This is a genomic window from Sphingomonas sp. STIS6.2 (assembly GCF_000732685.2).
GTDB classification, from domain to species: Bacteria; Pseudomonadota; Alphaproteobacteria; order Sphingomonadales; family Sphingomonadaceae; genus Sphingomonas; species Sphingomonas aerolata.
The window spans coordinates 56,427-72,765 of record NZ_JPDP02000071.1; the positions used below are offsets into that span (position 1 = coordinate 56,427).

Below are 16,339 nucleotides of genomic sequence, written 5' to 3' on the forward strand. Positions count from 1 at the left end.
CCGGGCAGCGCAATGCCGGGCATCGAACACCGACATCCACCTCCACCCGTCATCCTGACGAAAGTCAGGACCCAGAGCCAAGCAGCGCACCGCCCGTAACCCTGGATCCTGACTTTCGTCAGGATGACGGCGGTGGCGGGGCTCAGAGCAGGCCGGGGCGGGGGCGCGGCGCGGAGCAGGCAGCGATTGACCAGCGCAAACCGAAGCTGCGCAAAGCCAAGCCCCGCTACTCGGCAACGACCCACGCCCCACCCCCCAACCGTCATCCTGACGAAAGTCAGGACCCAGAGCCAAGCAGCGCACCGCCCGTAACCCTGGGTCCTGACCTCCGTCAGGATGACGGCGGAGAGGGCCAGGACCGGAAAGCTAAAGCAGGGGAGTCGGCGAGCCGGGCGGGCCGTGGACGCCGGGCCGGCCGAGCCTCGCAGAGCCGCGAGCGCGCGGCGTCACGGAAGGCCGCCACCACGCAACCCGTACCCAAAAAAAAAGGCCCCTCCCGTTTCCGGGAGGGGCCGTCCGTCACGCCCAGTTGGCCATTTCGGCTTCGAGGTTCGAGCGGACCTGCTCGAAGAACTGCTCGGTCGTCATCCAGGGCTGGTCCGGCCCGATCAGGATCGCGAGATCCTTGGTCATGTGGCCGTTCTCGACCGTCTGGACGCAGACGCGCTCGAGCGTCTCGGCGAACTTCGTCACGTCCGGCGTGTCGTCGAACTTGCCGCGATACTTCAGGCCACCGGTCCAGGCGAAGATCGACGCGATCGGGTTGGTCGAGGTCGCCTTGCCCTGCTCGTGCATGCGGAAGTGACGCGTGACCGTGCCGTGCGCGGCTTCGGCCTCGACGGTCTTGCCGTCCGGGGTCAGCAGGATCGAGGTCATGAGACCCAGCGAGCCGAAGCCCTGGGCGACCTGGTCCGACTGGACGTCGCCGTCATAGTTCTTGCACGCCCACACGAACTCGCCGTTCCACTTCAGCGCCGATGCGACCATGTCGTCGATCAGGCGATGCTCGTAGACGATGCCCGCTTCCTTGAACTTGTCCTTGAATTCGCTCTCGAAAACCTCGGCGAAGAGGTCCTTGAAGCGGCCGTCATAGGCCTTCAGGATCGTGTTCTTGGTCGACAGGTACACCGGCCACTTCAGGTTCAGGCCGTAATGCATCGACGCGCGCGCGAAGTCGCGGATCGAGTCGTCGAGATTGTACATCGCCATCGCGACGCCCGCCGACGGGAACTGGAACACTTCGCGGTCGATCGTCGCGCCGTCATCGCCTTCGAACACCAGGCGCAGCTTGCCGGGGCCGGGGACGAGGAAATCGGTCGCGCGATACTGGTCGCCGAACGCATGGCGGCCGACGACGATCGGGTGGGTCCAGCCCGGGATCAGGCGGGGGACGTTCTTGATCACGATCGGCTCGCGGAAGATCGTCCCGCCCAGGATGTTGCGGATCGTGCCGTTCGGCGACTTCCACATCTTCTTCAGGCCGAACTCGGTCACGCGCTGCTCGTCGGGCGTGATCGTCGCGCACTTCACCGCGACGCCGTGCTTCTGCGTGGCGAGCGCGCTGTCGATCGTCACCTGGTCGTCGGTCGCGTCGCGATGCTCGACGCCGAGATCGTAATAATCGAGCTGGATGTCGAGATACGGCTTGATCAGGCGCTCGCGGATCCATTCCCAGATGATCCGGGTCATCTCGTCGCCGTCGATCTCCACGATCGGATTCTTAACCTTGATCTTCGCCATATATCGTCCTTCGGGGGAGGGGGTTGGGGGAGCGTCTAGGGGAGCGCGCCCCGGCGATCAACCGTCGGGCGCGCGCCGATCGACTGCCGAATGTCGCGCGAAGCAACCTCGAGCAACCTTGCGCAACCCACGGTCCTGTCGCGAAAAGGCTGTTCATCGTTGTATCGCGCGTCCGGCACGGATAGACCCGCACGCTATGGCATCGCTCGACAAGCCGCCCGTCACGACCTCCACGGTCAAATGGCGATTTCCCGCAGTCCATCCGGAAGGCTATAAATACGTCGCCATCGCGACCGGCATCACATTGCTGCTGACGATGCTCAGCCATGTGCTGTTCTGGCCGATGGTCGGCGTCGTGATCTGGGTCGCGACCTTTTTTCGCGACCCCGTCCGCACCACGCCGCAGGGCGAGGGGCTGATCGTCGCCCCCGCCGACGGGCTGATCACGATGATCCAGCGCGTCCCCATCCCGCGTGAGCTCGCGGGCGAGAATGGTCTGGGCGACGCGCCGCTGGTGCGCGTGTCGATCTTCATGTCGGTGTTCGACGTGCACATCAACCGCACGCCGATTGCGGGCACGATCCGCCAGGTCGTCTATATCTCGGGCAAGTTCCTCAACGCCGATCTCGACAAGGCGTCCGAGGAAAATGAGCGCCAGCATTTCGTGGTCGAGGATCGCAACGGCATGCGGATCGGCTTCACCCAGATCGCCGGGCTCGTCGCGCGCCGCATCCTGGGCTTCGCCAAGGCGGGTGACATGGTCGCGGTCGGCCAGCGGATCGGGCTCATCCGATTCGGCAGCCGCGTCGACGTCTATCTCCCCGATCATGTCGTGCCCCAGGTCTGTCTCGGCCAGCGCAGCATCGCCGGCGAGACCGTGCTCGGCCGTGTCGGCGGCGTGCCCGTTGGCGGCATTGCCCAGTGATCGATGGTCCTTCGATTGATGGTCCTTCGAATGATCGACCAGAGCATGATGGTCGTTTGAATGAGGGTTCGGTGAACGATCGGGACGGGACGTCTTACGGATCCGCCAGCCGCGCCGACGAGTCGCAGGCGGCGGGCCGCGCGATACGGGCGCGCCGGCCGCGCCGCGGCCTGCCGCTCCGCGCGGTGGCACCCAACGCGGTCACCGCGCTCGCCCTGTGCTCGGGGCTCAGCGGCGTCCGGTTCGCGATCGGCGGCCAATGGGAAAGCGCGGTCGCGATGATCATGGTCGCGGGCGTGCTCGACGGGCTCGACGGCCGGATCGCGCGCATGCTCCACGGCGAGAGCCGGTTCGGTGCGGAACTCGATTCGCTCTCCGATGCGATCTCCTTCGGGGTCGCCCCTGCACTGATCGTCTATCTCTGGTCGCTCGCCGCGCTGCCGCGGATGGGCTGGATCTGCGCGCTGATCTTCGCCGTGTTCTGCGCGCTCCGCCTCGCGCGCTTCAACGCCAAGATCGATGAGAGCCATCAGCCGCACAAATCCGCGGGCTTCCTGACCGGTGTTCCCGCGCCCGCCGGCGCAGGGCTCGCGCTCATGCCGATGTTCTTCTGGTTCTGGACCGACGAACCGCGCTTTGCCTCGCCCTATATCGTCGCACCCTGGATCGCGTTCGTCGCGCTGCTGATGGTGTCGAGCATCGCGACCTGGTCGTGGAGTTCGCTCAAGCTGCGTCGCAACGTCCGGTTCGAGGCGATCGCGCTCGTCGTCCTGCTCGGTGCCGCGCTCGTCAGCGCCCCGTGGCACACGCTCAGCCTCATCTGCCTTCTCTATATCGTGTCGATGCCGTTCAGCATCGCCAGCTATGCCAAGGTCCGCCGCCAGCGCGCCGGCGTTCGTAGCGGCGAAACGTCCGCCAAGCCGGGTCTTTGATCCGGCCGATCGAGCCCCGGGACTGCTGACCCGGGGCGGGCGATCCCCCGGCGGACCCCGTGTAATCCACAAGCCGGCCACGCCAGCGGATCAGTAAGGCGCCTGTTGATCAGGCACCCAGGTCAAACCACCAAACTTTAGGCGGCGGCATTCCAACGCTGCGACGGCTGCGGCATGCCGGTCGAAGACCAGCGGCGGACCGCGATCCGGCGCTCGGCGCGCGCGAGCGTCTGCAGCGGGGCGAAGGCCGGCTCGACATTGCCCAATGCCAGGCTGACGATGCGCGACCATTGCGGTGCGATCGACGTCAGGATCACCGCGGTCGCGACTGCGAACGACCCCGAGAACACCATGAAGCTCACTATCATCATCCCGCTCATCTTCCCGCTCGCCTTCCCTGCAAATGCGAACATTGTGTTAAGGTTCGCAACACCCGGTCGAAAACATCGTTCCGTTCGTCGCATTTGGATCACCGCCGTTCCGGGGTGATTCTGCGCCGAGTCGAACCTCTGTTCTGTTCTGGCCCCGTTATGTTCTTATTGCGTTCTTTTGTCAAGTCGGCGGTAAGCCGTTGCATTTGGCGCGATCCCCGGCTAAGGGCCGCGCCTCTAACCCCGCATGGGAGGCATCATAGCCCGGTGCGTTTCGGTCATTCGGCCGGCACGTCATCCGCTTCCCAGAGGCACAACCGGAAGGACATATCCTATGGCGGCACCAGTCGTCTCGATGCAGCAGCTCATTGAAACGGGCGCACATTTTGGTCACCAGACGCATCGCTGGAACCCCAAGATGAAGCCTTACATCTTCGGTGACCGCAACGGCGTCCACATCCTCGACCTCTCGCAGACCGTGCCGCTCTTCGCGCGCGCGCTCGAATTCGTCTCGTCGGCCGTCGCCGGCGGTGGCAAGGTCCTGTTCGTCGGCACCAAGCGCCAGGCGCAGGAGCCCGTCGCCGACGCCGCACGTCGCGCAGGCCAGCACTTCGTCAACCATCGCTGGCTGGGCGGCATGCTCACCAACTGGAAGACCATTTCGGGTTCGATCAAGCGTCTGAAGACGCTCGAGGAAATGCTGTCGGGTGACACCGTCGGCCTGACCAAGAAGGAAGTGCTCCAGCTCACCCGCGAGAAGGACAAGCTCGAGCTTTCGCTCGGCGGCATCCGCGACATGGGCGGCATTCCCGACGTGATGTTCGTGATCGACGCGAACAAGGAAGAGCTGGCGATCAAGGAAGCCAACACGCTGGGTATTCCCGTCGTGGCGATCCTCGATTCGAACGTCTCGCCGGACGGCATCGCCTTCCCGGTCCCCGCGAACGACGACGCCGCGCGCGCCATCCGCCTCTACTGCGAAGCCATTGCAATCGCAGCGACTCGTGGTGGCCAGGAGCAGCAGCGCCGGACCGGTGCCGACATCGGTGCGATGGTCGAGCCGCCGAAGGAAGAGGCGATCGCCGAGCCGACCGTCGAGCCGACCGCCGACACGACGCAGGTTGCGGCGAACGCCGAGACCGCCGCAGAGTTCGCGGCCGAGGGTGAGCGCCAGATCGACGCATAAGCGTCGTCGCCGAACCGTCATGCGGGCGGGGTAGGGCATCTGGCCTTACCTCGCCCGCAACTACATTCAGACTAAAGAGGATTTACGGACATGGCTGATATCACGGCAGCAATGGTCAAGGATCTGCGCGAAAAGAGCGGCGCGGGCATGATGGACTGCAAGAAGGCGCTCAGCGAGAATGCCGGCGACATGGAGCAGGCGATGGACTGGCTGCGGACCAAGGGTCTCGCCGCCGCCGCCAAGAAGTCCAGCCGCACCGCGGCCGAGGGTCTGGTCGGCGTCGCCGTTTCGGGCACCAAGGGTGCTGCGGTCGAGGTCAACTCGGAAACCGATTTCGTCGCAAAGAACGATCAGTTCCAGTCGTTTGTCCGTGACGTGACGCAGATCGCGCTCGCCACCGGCGGTGACATCGACTCGCTCAAGACGCAGGCGATGCCATCGGGCAAGACCGTCGAGGAAGTCCTGACGAACAACGTCGCGACGATCGGCGAGAACCAGTCGCTGCGCCGTTCGCGCACGCTCGAAGTCAGCAAGGGTGCGGTCGTTCCGTACATTCACAACGCGGCATCGCCGGGCCTCGGCAAGATCGGCGTGCTCGTCGCGCTCGAGTCGGAGGCGTCGGACGAGGTGCTCCAGACGCTCGGCAAGCAGCTCGCGATGCACATCGCAGCGGCGTTCCCGAAGGCGCTGAACGAGGCCGATCTCGACGAAGCCGAGATCGAGCGTGAGCGCGCGATCGCGACCGAAAAGGCCGCCGATTCGGGCAAGCCTACTGATATCATTGCAAAGATGGTCGAAGGCGGCATCGCCAAGTACCGCAAGGAGCACGCCCTGGTCAGCCAGCTGTTCGTGATGGACGGCAAGACCAAGATCTCGGACGTCGTCGCCAAGGCCGGCAAGGACGCGGGCGCCGAGATCAAGCTGGTGGACTATGTCCGCTTCCAGCTCGGCGAAGGCATCGAGAAGGAGCAGTCCGACTTCGCCGCCGAAGTCGCTGCCGCCTCGGGCGTCCCCCAGGCGTAACAACGCCCTCCCTCTCCCGTCCGGGGAGAGGGAAGGGGCCCACGGCCACTCGGCCGTGGGAAGGGTGAGGGGAGTGGCGAGGTCTCGAACCTCACGCCCCTCATCCGGCTCCGCTGGTCTACCGTCTCCCCGAGGGGAGAAAGATCACGGAGTAGCCGTGCGCTACTCCGTGATCCCCGCGCAGGCGGGGATCCAGACCCTAGGCGGTCGGTGTCGCTCGCGACGCCAGCCCCTCCATCTCCGCGGAAATGACGGCATTTCCCCTCGCGCGCCCTCCTGCGGTCGACGATTTTCCGTCTCCTGACCGCTCAGAGTCCACACAGGCACGTCGCAGCGCTTCACATCCCCGGCCTCGCCGCCTAAGGTCCGCGCCGCCCCGCCAATCACAATTCGAGATTTATGACGCCTCCGCGCTTCAAACGCATTTTGCTCAAACTGTCGGGCGAAGTCCTGATGGGACCCGCCGGTCTTTCGATCGATCCCACCGTCACTGCACGCGTCGCCGGCGAGATCGCCGACGTCCGCGCCAAGGGCTATGAGATCTGCATCGTCGTCGGGGGTGGCAACATCTTCCGTGGCCTCGCCGCCGCCGCCAAGGGCTTCGAGCGCGCGACCGCCGATTATATGGGTATGCTCGCGACCGTGATGAACGCGCTCGCGGTGCAGAACGCGCTCGAGCAGATCGGCATCGACACGCGCGTCCAGTCGGCGATCCCGATGGCGAGCGTCTGCGAACCCTTCATCCGGCGTCGCGCCGAACGGCACCTCGAAAAGGGCCGCGTCGTGATCTTCGCGGCCGGTGTCGGCAGCCCCTATTTCACCACCGATTCGGGCGCCGCGCTGCGTGCTGCCGAAATGAAGTGCGACGCGCTGTTCAAGGGCACGTCGGTCGACGGCGTCTACAGCGCCGATCCGAAAAAGGACCCGGACGCAACGCGCTACGAGACGATCTCGTACAGCACGGTGCTGTCCGAGGACCTCAAGGTCATGGACGCGAGCGCGATCGCTTTGTGCCGCGACAATGATATCCCGATCGTCGTCTTCAACATCCGCGAACCCGGCAATCTTGCCGCGGTGCTGGCGGGTGATGGCGTGTCGACGATCGTCCAGAACGAGCAGGAGAGTTAAGATGGCAGCGTATGACAAGAGCGACCTGGAACGCCGCATGGCGGGTGCCGTCGAAGCGCTGAAGCACGATCTGGCCGGGCTTCGCACCGGCCGCGCGTCGACCGCGCTGCTCGATCCGGTGATGGTCACGGTCTACGGCTCATCGATGCCGCTCAACCAGGTCGCGACCGTGTCGGCGCCCGAGCCGCGGATGCTGTCGGTGCAGGTCTGGGACAAGTCGAATGTCGGCCCGACCGACAAGGCGATCCGCTCCGCCGGGCTGGGTCTCAACCCGATCGTCGACGGTCAGACGCTGCGTCTGCCGATTCCCGATCTGACCGAGGAGCGTCGCAAGGAACTCGCCAAGCTCGCCGGCCAATATGCTGAAAAGGCCCGCATTGCGGTCCGTAACGTCCGTCGCGACGGGATGGATTCGCTGAAGGTCGACGAGAAGAAGGGCGTGTTCGGCGAGGACGAGCGCAAGCGTCACGAAGTCGAGGTGCAGAAGCTCACCGACAGCACGATCGCCGATCTCGACGCGACCGCGGGCGCCAAGGAAAAGGAAATCCTGGGCAAGTGAGGCCGCTTGGCGCTGCTTCGGCCGGAGCCAACCAGGCTGCGTCGCTCGTCGCCGTTCCTGGGGGCGGCGCGGTGCCGCGCCATGTCGCGATCATCATGGACGGCAATGGGCGGTGGGCGAAGAAGCGCTTCCTTCCCCGCTTTGCCGGCCACAAGGCGGGCGTCGATGCGGTGCGTAACGTCACCCGCGCGGCGCGTGCGATGGGGATCGAGGCGCTCACGCTCTATGCGTTCTCGTCCGAAAACTGGCGCCGTCCTGCGGAAGAGGTCAGCGATCTCATGGGCTTGCTGCGGCATTTCATCCGCAGCGATCTCGACGAGCTGACCCGCGAGAATGTCCGTCTGCGCGTCATCGGCGACTACCACGCCTTCTCGCCCGATCTGGTCGCGATGGTCGATGATGCTATCGCGCGGACCGCGGCCAATACCGGTCCATTGCTCGCGATCGCACTCAACTACGGCGCCCATGCCGAACTCGTGCTCGCCGCCCGCCGCCTGGCGGAACGCGCGCGCGACGGGGTCCTCGATCCGGCGAGCATCGACGCGACGATGGTCGAGGGCGAACTCGACACGTGTGATCTTCCCCCGCTCGACCTGATGATCCGCACCTCGGGCGAACAACGCCTGTCGAATTTCCTGTTGTGGCAGGCGGCTTATGCCGAACTGCTGTTCGTCGACACGCTCTGGCCCGATTTCGACGGCGACGCGCTGGCTGAGGCCGTTGCGGCCTTTGGCGTGCGGCAACGCCGCTACGGTGGGCTGTGACGCTTACCGATCCCGAACGGGCCCCCGATCAGGCGCTTCGCACACCGTCCAACCTCAAGCTCCGGATGATCGCGAGCGTCGGCATGATCGTCGTCGCGAGCATCGCCCTGACGCTGGGCGGCATTGCCTTCTGGCTGTTGGGCGTGGTGGCCGCGCTGTTCATGATGGCCGAATGGGCGATGCTGCAGGGGGCCGACGCGAAAACCAGGCGCATGACGCAGTTCGCGTTGTCCGTGCCGCTCGCGCTGATGGCGCCGGCCTCGCTGATCCTCGTCGTGCACGATTTCTTCACGCTGGGCCTGCTTGCCGGGGCGGCGTTCTTCGTCGTCATCACCACGCGTAAGCCTCCGCTGGCGCTCGGAATTATCTATTGCGGGCTGCCCGTGCTCGCGCTGATGATCATCCGGCGTCAGGAGGACGGCGTGCTCCTAACCCTCTGGGCGCTGTCGCTGGTATGGGCGTGCGATATCGGCGCGTTCTTCACCGGACGCTCACTCGGCGGACCCAAGCTTGCACCCGTGATCAGCCCGAACAAGACCTGGTCGGGCCTGATTGGCGGCGTGGTGCTCGCGGGCATCGTCGCGGCGATCCTTCACGTCGAATATGCGCTGCCGTTCCACCTTGCGCTCGCCACGCCGTTTCTCGCGGCGCTGGCGCAGATGGGGGACCTGTACGAAAGCTGGTTGAAGCGCGTCGCAGGCGTCAAGGACAGCGGCAATACGCTGCCCGGGCATGGTGGCGTGATGGACCGTCTCGATGGGCTCGTCCCGGTCGCCCCGGTCGCGGCGTTACTCATCATGTTGCCGAGCTTATACTCATGAAAAGCGTTGCGATTCTCGGTGCGACCGGGTCGGTCGGTACGTCGACGCTCGATCTCGTCGAACGCGAGCCCGATCGTTTTCGCGTCGTCGCGCTGACCGCAAATTGTGACGTCGCGCGGCTCGCCGCGGCCGCGATCCGGACCCGCGCCGAATTCGCGGTGGTTGCCGACGAGCAGTGCCTGCCAGAGTTGCAGGCGGCACTGGCGGGAACGGGTGTCCGCGCCGGCGGCGGCCCTGACGCGATTGCCGAGGCCGCCGCATCGGGCGCCGACTGGACGATGGGCGCGATCGTCGGCTGTGCGGGCCTCAAGCCCGTCCTGTCGGCAATCGAGCAGGGCGGCACGGTCGTCATCGCGAACAAGGAACCGCTGGTCTCCGCGGGCGACGTCATCTTGCGCGCAGCTGCGCGGTCCGGGGCGACCCTGCTCCCGGCAGATTCCGAGCATAACGCGATTTTCCAATGCTTTGATGCCGCGCGGCCCGAAGGCGTGCGGCGGATTATCCTGACGTGCAGCGGCGGGCCTTTCCGCGACTGGACGACCGATCAGATGCGCGGCGTGACGCTCGAACAGGCGGTCAAGCATCCCAACTGGTCGATGGGCGCCAAGATTTCAGTCGATTCGGCGACGATGATGAACAAGGGCCTCGAACTGATCGAGGCCGCCCGGCTGTTCCCGATCGCACCCGACCGGATCGAGATCGTCATCCATGCGCAGTCGGTGATCCACAGCCTAGTCGACTATGTCGATGGCTCGGTTCTGGCACAGCTCGGCCCGCCCGACATGCGCACGCCGATCGCACATACCCTGGCCTGGCCCGACCGGATGGCGACACCGATGGCGCCGCTCGATCTCGTCGGCATCGGCCGACTCGATTTCGCGGCGCCCGATCCGGTGCGGTTTCCCGCATTGCGGCTGGCACGCGAAGCGCTGGACGCGGGCGGGGCGCGCCCGGCGATCCTCAACGCGGCGAACGAGGTGGCGGTCGACGCCTTTCTCAACCGCCGGATCGGCTTCCTCGAAATTGCCGCAATCGTGGAGGATACGCTGATACGCTACGATCCGGCCGCACCGGACAGCGTCGATGCCGTTCTGGCCATCGACGCCGACGCGCGGCGCCTTGCGAGCGAGCGTGTGAAGGATTGCGTGGTTTGATCGAAACGCCCGGTATCCTGCTGACGATCCTGTCCTTTATGCTCGTCATCGGACCGCTCGTGTTCGTTCACGAGATGGGCCATTATCTCGCTGGACGGATATTCGGGATCAAGGCCGATGCCTTTGCGATCGGGTTCGGACGCGAGATCGCGGGCTTTACCGATCGTCGCGGCACACGCTGGAAATTCGGCTGGCTGCCGCTTGGCGGTTATGTGAAATTCGCCGGGGACATGACCCCGGCAAGCCAGCCTTCCGCCGAATGGCTCGCCTTGCCTGCCGACGAACGTCAGCGGACATTCCAGTCGAAACCGGTTTGGCAGCGCGCGATTGTCGTTGCCGCAGGTCCGGTGGTCAATTTCGTCGTCGCAATCGTCATCCTCGCCGGATTCGCGCTCGCTTATGGCGACGTCCGGATGCCGCCGGTGATCGGGGCCACCGTTCCGGGCAGTGCGGCGGCACTCGCCGGTCTGCAACAGGGCGACCGGGTCACCGCGCTGGGCGGGCGTTCGGTCGAAACCTTCGACGACATGGCACGCTATGCCCGCATCCGTGCGGGAGAACGCACCCGCATTGATGTACTGCGTGATGGACGACTGGTATCGCGCGATGTCGTGATCGGTACCGAGCTCCAGCGCGACCGGTTCGGGAATGAATATCGGATCGGCCGGCTCGGGATCGCCGGTGGCAAACCCATCGTCGTTCGCGTCGGCTTGCTCGAAGCACCGGCCGTCTCGGTGAAGCGGACGGGCGAGATCGTCTCGATGATGGTCGAGACGCTAGGCCAGGTGATTTCGGGCCGTCGCTCCGTCAAGGAGCTTGGCGGACCGCTCAGTATCGCCAAGGTCTCGGGCGAGCAGATGTCGCTCGGCCTCGATGCCTATGTCTTTCTGATTGCGCTGGTGTCCATCAATCTGGGGTTCATCAACCTGCTGCCAGTGCCGATGCTTGATGGCGGACATTTGCTATTTTATGCGATAGAGGCAGTCCGGCGAAAGCCCGTCGGTCCCGACGTTCAGGAATGGGCGTATCGCGGCGGTCTTGCGGCGATCCTCGCATTGATGCTTCTCGTGACCTTCAACGATCTCGGCAATTTCGGGTTGTGGAAGAATCTGGCCGGCTTGATCGGCTGACGCGGTTAGGGCAGGGCGGGCGCGCCCTTGCGTATGCAAGTTTCTTGGGGTGGGTTTGGTGACAGCAATCAACGGTTACACTTTGGCGCGTAACGGCGCCCTGCTCCTGGCAGGTACGATGCTGTCCGGCGTGCCGGTCTGGGCACAGGTTGCGCCTACCGGCGCCGCGCCCGCGGCTCAGGCACGATCCGGTCCGCCGCGTGCACAGGCGGCTGCCCCTGCATCTGCTCCTACAACGCCCGTAGCGGCGCCTGTATCCCAGACTCTGATCAAGACTTTGCGTGTCGAAGGCTCGCAGCGCATCGAGCCCGAGACCGTGTTGAGCTACACCAAGCTCCGCGTCGGCATTCCGTACACGGCCGAGACGCTCGATCAGGCGCTCAAGGACCTGCAGGCAAGCGACCTGTTCGCGGATTATTCGATCGCCGGGGTCGAGGACGGCAATATCGTCCTGCGTATCCGCGAGAATCCGATCATTAACCGCGTGATTCTCGAGGGCAACAAGGCGCTCAAGGCGGACAAGATCACGAAAGAGATCAAGCTCGCGCCGCGGCAGATCTTCACGCGCACCGCGGTCCGCCAGGATATTGCCCGGATCATCGAGCTCTATCGCCGGCAGGGCCGCTTCGCCGCGGTGGTCGATCCGAAGATGGTCAATCTCGACCAGAACCGCGTCGATGTCGTGTTCGAGATCAGCGAAGGCCCGAAGTCCAAGGTCCGCCAGATCAACATCCTCGGCAACGAGGTGTTTTCGGACGACAAGATCCGCGGCCAGATGGCGACCAAGCAGGCGCGGCTGTTCCGCCTCCTGTCCTCGGCGACCAGCTACGATCAGGATCGCCTGAGCTATGACCAGCAGAAGCTGCGCCAGTTTTACCTGACCGAGGGCTATGCCGATTTCCGCGTCACGTCCGCGGTCGCCGAGCTGACGCCGGACAAGAAGGACTTCATCATCACCTACGTGGTGGAGGAGGGGAAGCGCTACAAATTCGGCGACGTGACCGTCGACAGCCAGATCCGCGACTTCGACAACAAGAAGCTCGCCTCGACGCTGCCGCTCAAGAAGGGCGAGTGGTATAACGCGAAGCTCGTCGAGGATTCGGTCGACAATCTGAGCCAGACCGCGGGCCTGTTCGGCTATGCGTTCACCGAGGTGAACCCGGAGTTCCAGAAGGACGTCGATACCCTGACCATGGGTATCAACTTCAACATCGCCGAAGCCAAGCGCACCTATGTCGAGCGCGTCGAGATCAATGGCAATTCGCAGACGCAGGACAAGGTCGTGCGTCGCGAGATCCGTCTTGCCGAGGGCGACGCGTTCAACAGCTTCCAGGTGAAGCGCTCGCAGGATCGCATCAACTCGCTCGGTTATTTCCAGGACAAGATGGAGATCAAGCAGACGCCGGGCTCCGCGCCCGATCGCGTGATCCTTGAAACCAATCTGGAAGAGCGCTCGACGGGCGAATTGCAGCTGTCGGCGGGCTATTCGAGTCTCGAGCGGTTCATCATCCAGGCGAACATCACGCAGCGCAATTTCCGCGGCAAGGGCCAGGAACTGCGCGCCGGCGTGAACTATTCGAGCTATTCCAAGTCGATCGAGCTTGGTTTCACCGAGCCCTATCTATTCGACAAGAACATCGCGCTCGGTGGCGACATATTCCGGCGCGATTACAATTCTTTCAACTATGTCGGGAACGACCGCCAGACGACCTATTCACAGGTCTCGACGGGCTTCCAGATCCGTGCCGGCGTGCCGCTGACGGAGTTCTGGTCGCTGTCGGGCCGCTACGGCCTGTCCTATGACGAGGTCGGCCTCGATCAGGCGTCCTATTTCACCAACGGCGTCTGCGACCCGCTCAAGGCCGGGCGCTACCTCTGTGAGGCACTCGGCAATCGCTGGACGTCGTCGATCGGCTATTCGCTGATCTACGATACGCTGAACAGCCGTTTGCGTCCGACCGCCGGGCAACGCTTCTCGTTCAGCCAGGACTTTGCCGGTCTGGGCGGCGACGTGAAGTATATCCGTACGCGCGCCGAAGGATCCAAATTCTGGAACCTCGGCAGCGGCTTTATCGGTTCGATCATCGCGGAAGGCGGCTATATCCACTCGCTCGAGAAGAGCCGTGGCGAGGGCGTCGACCGCGTCCGCATCACCGATCGCTTCTATCTGGGCGAGCCGCAATTCCGTGGTTTCGACATTCGCGGCGTCGGTCCGCGAGTCCTGCGCCAGCAATATGTCACTGCGGCCGATGGTACGCAGACCGTGGTGACCGATCGCAACCAGATCGTCGATGACGCGCTCGGCGGCCGGGCTTATTATCTGGCTCGTGCCGAAATCGAGATTCCGCTGGGCTCTGGCGCGCGCGAACTGGGGCTTCGCCCGACCATCTACGCGCAGATCGGCAGCCTGTTCGGCATCACCAAGCCATTGCCAACCGCGGTCTTCCCAACGTCGGTCGACGCGGCCGGCAATGTCACCGTGTTGCCGATCAACACGCCGCTGTTCGACAGCGCAGGCCGCCAGCTCTATTTCAACACCTACACGCCGACCGGCGCGACCGAAACGGCGCAGCGGGCAACGACGTGTCAGACGGGCTATTCCGATACGCTCGGCGGTGCCTGCGCGGGTGCCGAGGCCAATGTCATCGCGACCAGCGCGATCGCGCCGTTCAAGGAGACGTTCCTTGGCAACTCGCCGCGACCGCGTCTGTCGGTGGGTATCGGCGTGAACTGGAATTCGCCGTTCGGCCCGCTGCGTATCGATCTTGCCAAGGCGATCCTGACGCAGCCGGGTGATGACCCCAAGCTTATTACTTTCAACGTAGGGACACAGTTCTGATGACGACGTTCAAGACGCTTCTTCTCGCCGCAGCCGTGCTCGCACCGGCGGCGATCGTCGCACCGGCGCAGGCCCAGGTTTCTGGTATCGCGGTCGCCGACCCGCAGGGCGCGATCGCAGGCTCCAAGGCCTGGACCACCGCGCGTGGCCAGATCGAGACGACCTACAAGGCACAGCTCGACCAGGCCGAGACCCGCCGCCAGGCGATCGCCCGCGAACTCCAGCCCCTCGTGACCGCCTTCCAGACCGCACAGCGCGCGCCGACCCCGAATGCGGCGTCGCTCCAGAGCCAGGCTCAAGCGATCCAGGCACGCGAGACCGCGGCAAACCAGGAACTGGCCCGTCTGACCCAGCCGGCACAGCGCGCTCAGCAATATGTCATCGAACAGATCCAGGCGAAGCTCGGCGATGCGGTCAGCAATGCGGTTCGCGCCAAGAACGTTACCCTGCTGCTTCGTCCTGATGCCGCATTGTTCGCGCAGCCGGCTGCCGATATCACGGCGTCGATCACGGCCGAGCTCGACCGTCTCGTCCCGACGGTCGGTATCACGCCGCCTGCCGGCTGGCAGCCGAACCAGCAGGGCCAGCAGGGTGGGGCAGCCGCACCTGCCGCCGCGGCACCCGCCCGCGCGACGCCTGCGCGCACGACGCCGCAGGGCCGCTGAGAACATCGTCGGTGAGCACGGATAACGTGAACGTCGACGTGGCTGACGCCGCGCCCGGTCGATCGAGTGGAGCGCTCGATATCGGCCGGGTGATGGCGGCATTGCCGCACCGCTATCCGATGTTGCTGGTTGATCGTGTCGTGGATCTCGTTCCCGACACATCGATCAGCGCGATCAAGGCGGTGTCGATGAACGAGCAGTTCTTTCAGGGGCATTTCCCCGGCAGGCCGATCATGCCCGGGGTGCTGATCGTCGAGGCGATGGCGCAAGCCGCCGGCATATTGGCGGTCGAATCGCTCGGTCTCGCGGGTTCGGGAAAACTCGTCTATTTCATGGCGATCGACGGGGCGAAGTTTCGCAAGCCGGTCGAGCCCGGGGTTCTGCTTCAGCTCGACGTGACGTTCGTGCAGAAGCGCGCAAGTGTCTGTAAATTCGCAGGGCGCGCCTTTGTCGACGGCCAGCTGGTCGCGGAAGCCAATTTTACCGCGATGATCGCCGATCCGCCAAAGGTGTGATCGGCGAAACGGGGGCTCGCTTGCATCATGGCGCCGCTGTGTGTACGGGCCCGCCGTGCTTTAGGCTGGTCGGAACCAGCCGTTTATACCGGAGACATACGATGAAGGCCGATACGCATCCCGACTATCACATGATCACGATCCAGATGACCGATGGTACTAAGTACCAGACCCGGTCGACCTGGGGTAAGGAAGGTGATGTGATGACGCTCGAAATCGACCCGCTCGCTCATCCGGCGTGGACCGGCGGTCGTGGCACGATGCTCGACACCGGTGGCCAGGTCGCCCGCTTCAACAAGCGCTTCGGTGGCGGTCTCACGCTTCGCAAGTAATTCCTGTCCGACCCATGTCGGATTGGCGGAAGATAAAGCCGGCGTACGCAATCAGCGTGCGCCGGCTTTTTCGTTTTTCATTTCGCGTTTGAATAAGGTGAATAAGGCGAAGCGGTCTCTACCACGGTACCGGGTCGCGGAATTGCACGACCCGGCCCATCGGGAGGGGCAGGAACTGGGGTAGGGCGGTCTAGAAGCTCCGCAGCGCGCCAGTTCGCAAAAATTGCCATAAAAGTGAAATTTGCATTTGACGGG

The 16,339-nt window shown here is 64.5% G+C and carries 16 protein-coding genes; 14 read left to right on the forward strand and 2 right to left on the reverse strand.

From position 1 onward, the window contains the following. Positions 1-519: 519 nt before the first annotated feature. Positions 520-1,740, reverse strand: a complete 1,221-nt coding sequence (locus sphst_RS11580; RefSeq protein ID WP_031394019.1) for an NADP-dependent isocitrate dehydrogenase — start codon at positions 1,738-1,740, stop codon at positions 520-522. Between the two features lie 196 nt (positions 1,741-1,936). On the opposite strand from sphst_RS11580, the gene sphst_RS11585 reads away from it, so the two are divergent. Beyond that, a complete protein-coding gene (locus sphst_RS11585; protein ID WP_031394020.1) occupies positions 1,937-2,665 on the forward strand; it encodes a phosphatidylserine decarboxylase in 729 nt (242 codons plus the stop codon). A 143-nt stretch (positions 2,666-2,808) separates the two neighbouring features. After that, entirely contained in the window at positions 2,809-3,597 is a 789-nt protein-coding gene (gene pssA, locus sphst_RS11590; RefSeq protein WP_051916385.1) for a CDP-diacylglycerol--serine O-phosphatidyltransferase, read from the forward strand. A gap of 137 nt (positions 3,598-3,734) precedes the next feature. Here pssA and sphst_RS11595 read toward each other — a convergent pair whose 3' ends face one another. Then, positions 3,735-3,968, reverse strand: a complete 234-nt coding sequence (locus sphst_RS11595) for a hypothetical protein (RefSeq protein ID WP_234387593.1) — start codon at positions 3,966-3,968, stop codon at positions 3,735-3,737. Between the two features lie 334 nt (positions 3,969-4,302). Between sphst_RS11595 and rpsB the strand changes: the two genes are divergently transcribed. The 12 genes from rpsB to rpmE all read left to right on the forward strand — a co-directional run bounded on the left by rpsB (position 4,303) and on the right by rpmE (position 16,084). Then, complete coding sequence (rpsB, locus tag sphst_RS11600; protein WP_031394210.1) at positions 4,303-5,154, forward strand: 30S ribosomal protein S2; 852 nt, start codon at positions 4,303-4,305, stop codon at positions 5,152-5,154. 90 nt (positions 5,155-5,244) lie between these two features. Continuing rightward, positions 5,245-6,177, forward strand: coding sequence for a translation elongation factor Ts (gene tsf / locus sphst_RS11605; protein WP_031394211.1), 933 nt, complete (start codon positions 5,245-5,247; stop codon positions 6,175-6,177). A 399-nt stretch (positions 6,178-6,576) separates the two neighbouring features. Next, the gene (gene pyrH, locus sphst_RS11610) at positions 6,577-7,305 is read left to right on the forward strand and encodes a UMP kinase (protein WP_031394212.1); all 729 of its coding nucleotides are present in this window, start codon (positions 6,577-6,579) and stop codon (positions 7,303-7,305) included. A gap of 1 nt (position 7,306) precedes the next feature. Further along, positions 7,307-7,864 carry a ribosome recycling factor gene (gene frr / locus sphst_RS11615; RefSeq protein ID WP_031394213.1) on the forward strand — a complete coding sequence of 186 codons (558 nt, stop codon included), beginning with the start codon at positions 7,307-7,309 and terminating at the stop codon, positions 7,862-7,864. Then, entirely contained in the window at positions 7,861-8,628 is a 768-nt protein-coding gene (locus sphst_RS11620; RefSeq protein WP_051916386.1) for an isoprenyl transferase, read from the forward strand. Before frr ends, sphst_RS11620 begins: the two co-directional genes overlap by 4 nt. 65 nt (positions 8,629-8,693) lie before the next feature. Then, entirely contained in the window at positions 8,694-9,449 is a 756-nt protein-coding gene (locus sphst_RS11625) for a phosphatidate cytidylyltransferase (RefSeq protein ID WP_031394215.1), read from the forward strand. Next, the gene (locus sphst_RS11630; protein ID WP_031394216.1) at positions 9,446-10,603 is read left to right on the forward strand and encodes a 1-deoxy-D-xylulose-5-phosphate reductoisomerase; all 1,158 of its coding nucleotides are present in this window, start codon (positions 9,446-9,448) and stop codon (positions 10,601-10,603) included. The genes sphst_RS11625 and sphst_RS11630 overlap by 4 nt, the downstream gene beginning before the upstream one ends. Next, entirely contained in the window at positions 10,600-11,733 is a 1,134-nt protein-coding gene (gene rseP / locus sphst_RS11635; protein WP_031394217.1) for an RIP metalloprotease RseP, read from the forward strand. The genes sphst_RS11630 and rseP overlap by 4 nt, the downstream gene beginning before the upstream one ends. 118 nt (positions 11,734-11,851) lie before the next feature. Beyond that, on the forward strand, positions 11,852-14,572 hold the full coding sequence (bamA, locus tag sphst_RS11640; protein WP_081877562.1) for an outer membrane protein assembly factor BamA: 2,721 nt from the start codon (positions 11,852-11,854) through the stop codon (positions 14,570-14,572). Continuing rightward, positions 14,572-15,237, forward strand: a complete 666-nt coding sequence (locus sphst_RS11645) for an OmpH family outer membrane protein (RefSeq protein WP_031439361.1) — start codon at positions 14,572-14,574, stop codon at positions 15,235-15,237. The genes bamA and sphst_RS11645 overlap by 1 nt, the downstream gene beginning before the upstream one ends. Positions 15,238-15,248: 11 nt before the next feature. Further along, the gene (fabZ, locus tag sphst_RS11650; RefSeq protein ID WP_442800398.1) at positions 15,249-15,752 is read left to right on the forward strand and encodes a 3-hydroxyacyl-ACP dehydratase FabZ; all 504 of its coding nucleotides are present in this window, start codon (positions 15,249-15,251) and stop codon (positions 15,750-15,752) included. 101 nt (positions 15,753-15,853) lie between these two features. After that, positions 15,854-16,084 (forward strand): 50S ribosomal protein L31, encoded by a 231-nt coding sequence (gene rpmE, locus sphst_RS11655; protein ID WP_031393312.1) that lies wholly within the window; start codon positions 15,854-15,856, stop codon positions 16,082-16,084. The last annotated feature ends 255 nt before the right edge of the window (positions 16,085-16,339 follow it).